This is a genomic window from Caballeronia sp. M23-90 (genome assembly GCF_053574605.1).
Window position 1 is genome coordinate 1 of sequence record NZ_JBSIPA010000421.1, and the last position, 5,689, is coordinate 5,689.

Sequence of the window (5,689 nt, forward strand, 5' to 3'; positions counted from 1 at the left end):
TCGCGCGCGGGCGTGGCATCGAGCGGCGGCGCGACGCTGGGTGCGTTAGAAGAAGAGGGCGACGACGGAGTCATGAATGGGCGTTGAGATGAATTCGATACGCGGTCGGGTACTTTAGATACCAGAATAACTGCACAACTTGTACCGGTACAAGGTGGCGCTTATTGTAGCGTTGCTGTCGCTGGGAAAATACTGACAAAAACCTGGAGCTACCCATGAAACACCACGAACAGGTCGCCGATGCATTCGGCTCGACCGCCGCCGCCTATCTCACGAGTGCCGTGCATGCAACCGGCGCCGATCTGCAGGAACTGGCGCGCGAAGTTGCCGCGGTTCCGGATGCGGCCGTGCTCGACCTGGGTTGCGGGGCGGGTCACGTGAGTTTTTCGGTCGCGCCGCACGCCAAGAGCGTGGTGGCTTACGACATCGCGGAACAGATGCTGGCGACGGTCGCCGGGGCGGCGCAGGAACGCGGGCTTGAGAACATCACGACGCAGCAAGGTCCCGCCGAACGTCTGCCTTTCGCCGATGCCACCTTCGACCGCGTGCTGAGCCGCATGAGCGCTCACCACTGGCACGATGTGCCGGCGGCGCTGAAGGAAGTCCGGCGCGTGCTGAAGCCGGGCGGGCGCGTGGTGTTCGTGGATATCGCGGGCGCGGACCATCCGTTACTCGATACCCATATCCAGGCCGTCGAAGTGCTGCGCGATGGCTCGCATATCCGGGATTATCGTGGGGACGAGTGGCTGGCCTTGTTTGAACAGGCGGGCTTCAAGGCCGGAATTCGCAGCCGATGGCGCTTGCCGCTTCAATTCGATACGTGGGTCGCGAGAATGCGTACGCCGCCGGAACGCGTGACGGCGATTCGCTCGCTGTGGAAGAACGCGCCCGACGAAGTGCGCCAGTATTTCGCGGTTCAGGACGATGGTTCGTTTGAACTGGATGCGTTGATGGTCGAGGCGGAATAACGAAAAAGCCGGCAGATACCTCGCCGGCTTTACTCAACGCAACTGCGAAAGATCAACCCGTATTACGCAACCCCGCCGCAATCCCGTTGATGGTCAAGTGAATCCCGCGTCCCAGCCGCACGTTGTCATCCCCCGCGCGGTGCCGTTTCAGCAGCTCCACCTGCAAGTGATTCAGCGGGTCCAGATACGGGAAGCGGTTCTTGATCGACCGCGCGAGCAGCGGGTTGTTCGCGAGCCGCTCGCTGTGCCCTGTGATCTCCGACAACACGCTCGACGTCCGCTCCCATTCCGCCACGATCCGGCTGAACACGTGCTTGCGGAGTTTTTTATCGGTGACGAGTTGCGCGTAACGCGATGCCACCGCAATGTCCGTCTTCGCCAGGACCATGTCCATGTTCGAGAGCAGGTTCGCGAAGAACGGCCAGGTCTTGTGCATCTTCTTGAGCGTGGCGAGCCGCCTCGCGCGCTCGGCGGCGTCGGACGCGGTATCGAGGAAATTCGTGACCGCGCTGCCGAAGCCATACCATCCCGTCAGAAGCAGACGGCATTGGCCCCACGAAAAGCCCCACGGAATCGCCCGCAGATCCTCGATCTTGCGTTGCTTCGGATCCTGCAATTTCCGCGATGCCGGCCGGCTGCCGATGTTCAACTCCGCGATCTCCGAAATCGGCGTTGATTCAAAGAAATATTCCTTGAATCCAGGCGTTTCATAAACCAGCGCGCGATACGCGGCCATCGCCGAATCCGACAGCGTCTGCATGGTTGCTTCGAACGCGGGCAACTGCGCCGGCGTATTTTCGTGCGGCAAGAGCGATGCTTCGAGCGTCGCCGCCACCACGAGCTCGAGATTGCGCCGCCCGATCTCAGGATTGCCGAACTTGCTCGCGATCACTTCGCCTTGCTCGGTCGTGCGTATCTGGCCATCTACCGTCCCTGGCGGCTGCGACAGGATTGCCTGATACGTCGGACCGCCTCCGCGACCGACCGTGCCCCCACGGCCGTGAAAAAGGCGCAAGGTGGTCTTGTGCTGCTTGAACAACGCGACCAGCGCCAGTTCCGCGCGATACAACTCCCAGTTCGACGTAAGAAAACCGCCGTCCTTGTTGCTGTCGGAATAACCGAGCATGACTTCCTGCTCGCCGCCTTGCAGCTCGACCAGCTTGTTCACGCCCGGCAGCGCGAAGAAGTCGCCCATGATGTGCGGCGCGTTGCGCAAGTCGGCGATGGTTTCGAACAGCGGAATCACCATGAGGCCATCGTGCGCGGGATCTTTCGCGTGTCCGAGACGCCCCTGCAGCAGGCCGGTTTCCTTCTGCAGCAACATCACTTCAAGCAAGTCGCTGACTGTTTCCGTGTGCGAAATGATGTAGTTGCGCACGGCCCGCGTACCGAATTTCTCACGCGTCACACGCGCCGCTTCGAGCACGCCGAGTTCGCTCTTCGCGAGATCCGAGTAATCGAAATACGGCAGGCGCAGCGGCCGCGGCTGAGCCAGTTCGTTGAGCAGTAACGCGACTTTATCGGCTTCGGGCAGCGCGGCGTAATCGTCCTGCACGCCTGCGTGCGCCAGCAACTCCGCGATCACCGCTTCGTGAATGTCCGAGCTCTGACGCAAATCGATACTCGCCAGATGGAAGCCGAACACTTCGGCCGCGCGCGCCAAAGGCGACAAGCGCGGCGCCGAAAGATACTCGCCGTGATGCGCGGCGAGCGATTCGATCAGCACGTTCAGATCGGCGGCAAACTCAGTTGCCGATGCATACGGCTTCGCCGGATGACGGCTGCGCGCTGCGACCACACCCGCGCCCAGACGTTCGTCGGCGGAAGCGACGAGCCTTGCGTACACGCCGATCAGCGCGCGCCGATAAGGCTCATCGGTACGATGCGGGGACGCATCCGGGGAGTTATCGGCGAGTTTCTTGAGTTCGGCGCTTGCGCCGGCCAGCAAGTTCGACACCGATAGTTCCGCGCCGAGCTTATGCACCTGTTCAAGGTAGTGTTCGAAGATTACCGTGGCCTGGCGCGTGATGGCGTGAACCAGCGTGGGCGCGGTGACGTTCGGATTGCCGTCGCGATCCCCGCCAATCCAGCTTCCCATTTGCAGGAACGGGGGCAGGCGCGCGGGCAGTCCGTGCTCGGCGAGCGCGGCTTCTATATCAGCGTAAAGCGCAGGAATTTCTTCGAGGAACGTTGCACGATAATACGAAAGCGCGTTTTCGATTTCATCGGCGACGGTCAGGCGCGCTTCGCGCAACATCCGCGTTTGCCAGAGCGACGTGACGCGGGCGCGCAGCATCGACTCGTTGTGCGCGCGTTCGCGTGTGGTCAGGTCCTGATCGCGTTCGGCCAGCAGCCGCGCAACTTCGTGCTGTGCATCCAGAATGCTCTTGCGCGAGACTTCCGTGGGGTGCGCGGTCAGTACGGGCACGATCAGGGCGGCATCGAAGAACTTCTGGAGCGTCGCCTGCGCCGATGAAGCATCGGGACTCGCTTTCAGCCGCTCGATTGCATAAGCCATCGTGCCGGCCTGCGGCGTCGAGCCGGCGAGCGCATGAATCCTGCGGCGCCGGTTGTGATGCCGGTCCTCGGCGATATTCGCCAGATGCGAGAAATAGCTGAACGCGCGCACGACGCTCACAGTCTGCTCGGGCGAAAGCGATTTCAGGCGCTTGTCCAGCGCCTGCGATGCCTCGCTGTCTTCCTCACGGCGAAACTTGACCGCGGTCTGACGAATCGTTTCGACGACATCGAAGACCTTGTCGCCTTCCTGTTCGCGCACGACGTCGCCGAGCAGGCGGCCGAGATAGCGGATGTCCTCGAAGAGGGGAAGGTCCTTGTCGTCGCGTGTACGCGATGCGGCTTTGGGCGGCTTACTGGCAGCCTTCGCAGCGGGCTCTTTCACAGCAGGCTTCTTGACGGCGGTGGCGCGCGCCTTGGAGGCTTTGGCGGCAACCGTTACATCGGCCGCGATGGCCTTGACGGACGAACCTTCATTCTTCGATACCGCGTTGCGGCGGGGGCGGGCATTGCGCGCCGATCCGGGAGACGTCACGTTGAATTCCTCTTGCTTGTCGTTCAGTTAGCCAACTTTAAAGCCACAGACTCGATATGGAAGCGTGCAGGCGCCGTGCATGAAACGGCGTGCGCTTGCCCGCCAAGCTGCTTACAGTGTTACTGGCGTTGCGGCTGAAACTCGGGAAATCCAAGGCGACCAGGCACGGCAGCGCGAGAGAATGCGTGCCTCAACCATGACGCGTGCCGCATGTTGCGGCTTTTGTGCCCTGCTGTCTCCGTCCTGCCGCATCGCGCCAGGCCCGTTTCCGCGGCGCTTCGGCGCGCTCAGGACTGTAATTGGGCTTGGGCGTGCGTGCTACCATTGTTTGTTATCCATCCCGTCATTCGATTGACCCGCAATGAACTCCGAGACGCCTTCCACGCCACCGCCCCGTACTTTGGTCATTGCCTCGCGGGAGAGCCGTCTTGCCATGTGGCAGGCTGAGCACGTGCAGTTTGCGCTGCACAAATTATATCCATCTTGCGACGTCAAAATCCTCGGAATGACGACGCGCGGCGATCAGATTCTTGACCGGACCTTATCGAAGGTCGGCGGCAAGGGACTCTTCGTGAAGGAACTCGAAGCAGCGCTCGCCGACGGCCGTGCCGACCTGGCCGTGCATTCGCTGAAAGACGTGCCCATGGAACTGCCCGACGGCTTTACCCTGAGCACGATCCTCGAACGCGAAGATCCCCGCGATGCCTTCGTTTCGCCGCACTTTGCGTCGCTGGCGGATTTGCCTCACGGCAGCGTCGTCGGGACGTCGAGTTTGCGACGTGAAGCCATGTTGCGCATGCATTTTCCTCATCTCGAAGTCCGCCCGTTGCGCGGCAATCTCGATACCCGTCTAGGCAAGCTCGACCGGGGCGACTACGCGGGAATCATCCTCGCGGCCGCCGGGCTGATCCGGCTCGGGCTGGAATCGCGGATTCGCGCGTATCTCTCGCCGGAGGAAAGTTTGCCGGCGGCGGGGCAAGGCGCGCTCGGCATCGAGATCCGTGCCGGCCGTGACGATCTCGCCGCGTGGCTTGCCCCTTTGCATCACGATGCCACGGCTGCAGCAGTGGAAGCCGAGCGCATGGTGTCGCGCTCGCTTGGCGGCAGTTGCGAAGTGCCGCTCGCGGCGTACGCGCAATGGCGCGACGGCGCGCTGCATTTGCGTGGATGTGTATCGACGGTCGATGGTACGCGCGTCCTTCGTGCCGAAGGCTCGGCGAATGCCACCGGTGTCGAAGCCGCGCTCGATCTCGGCGCGCGCGTTTCCGCCGAGCTCGAAGCGCAGGGCGCGATGGACATCGTCCGCGAGTTGAGCACGGCAAGCGGTGCGCGCATTCCTCCTGCTGCAACGCCTGCCGACTGATGGCGAGCGCTCACGATTCGACCCATACCCCGGCCGAAGCCACACCCCGGCCATCCACGGTTGTCATCACGCGTCCGTCCGGCCAGTCGGCCGAACTCATGGCGCTGCTCGAACGCGCGGGTTTCGAGCCGTTGGAGTTTCCACTCATCGATATAGGCCCCGTCGCCGATACCGCACCGCTGCAGGCCGCGCTCGGCGAGCTTTATGCGCCCGCTGAACTTGGCTTTGCGCTGGTCGTCTTCGTGTCGCCGAACGCCGTCCAGCACGCGTTCGCCGGGCTTAGCGCGCCGTGGCCGGCGCATGTAA

The 5,689-nt window shown here is 62.7% G+C and carries 4 protein-coding genes; 3 read left to right on the forward strand and 1 reads right to left on the reverse strand.

Going from position 1 to position 5,689, the window contains the following annotated elements:
• Positions 1-215: 215 nt before the first annotated feature.
• A complete protein-coding gene (locus tag ACRXB1_RS28775) occupies positions 216-968 on the forward strand; it encodes a class I SAM-dependent methyltransferase (protein WP_062169504.1) in 753 nt (250 codons plus the stop codon).
• A 52-nt stretch (positions 969-1,020) separates the two neighbouring features.
• On the opposite strand, the gene ppc is transcribed toward ACRXB1_RS28775, so the two are convergent.
• Positions 1,021-4,020 carry a phosphoenolpyruvate carboxylase gene (ppc, locus tag ACRXB1_RS28780; RefSeq protein ID WP_062169506.1) on the reverse strand — a complete coding sequence of 1,000 codons (3,000 nt, stop codon included), beginning with the start codon at positions 4,018-4,020 and terminating at the stop codon, positions 1,021-1,023.
• A 433-nt stretch (positions 4,021-4,453) separates the two neighbouring features.
• Between ppc and hemC the strand changes: the two genes are divergently transcribed.
• Both hemC and ACRXB1_RS28790 read left to right on the forward strand, forming a co-directional pair.
• Positions 4,454-5,383 carry a hydroxymethylbilane synthase gene (gene hemC / locus ACRXB1_RS28785; RefSeq protein WP_449493962.1) on the forward strand — a complete coding sequence of 310 codons (930 nt, stop codon included), beginning with the start codon at positions 4,454-4,456 and terminating at the stop codon, positions 5,381-5,383.
• The coding region (locus tag ACRXB1_RS28790; protein ID WP_449493961.1) for a uroporphyrinogen-III synthase at positions 5,383-5,689 on the forward strand (307 nt) is incomplete at its 3' end. The genes hemC and ACRXB1_RS28790, both read left to right, overlap by 1 nt.

Bases quoted from the DNA above. Each gene is read 5' to 3' on its own strand.
- ACRXB1_RS28775 (WP_062169504.1), top strand. From the start codon at position 216: ATGAAACACCACGAACAGGTCGCCGATGCATTCGGCTCGACCGCCGCC.
- hemC (WP_449493962.1), top strand. From the start codon at position 4,454: ATGTGGCAGGCTGAGCACGTGCAGTTTGCGCTGCACAAATTATATCCA.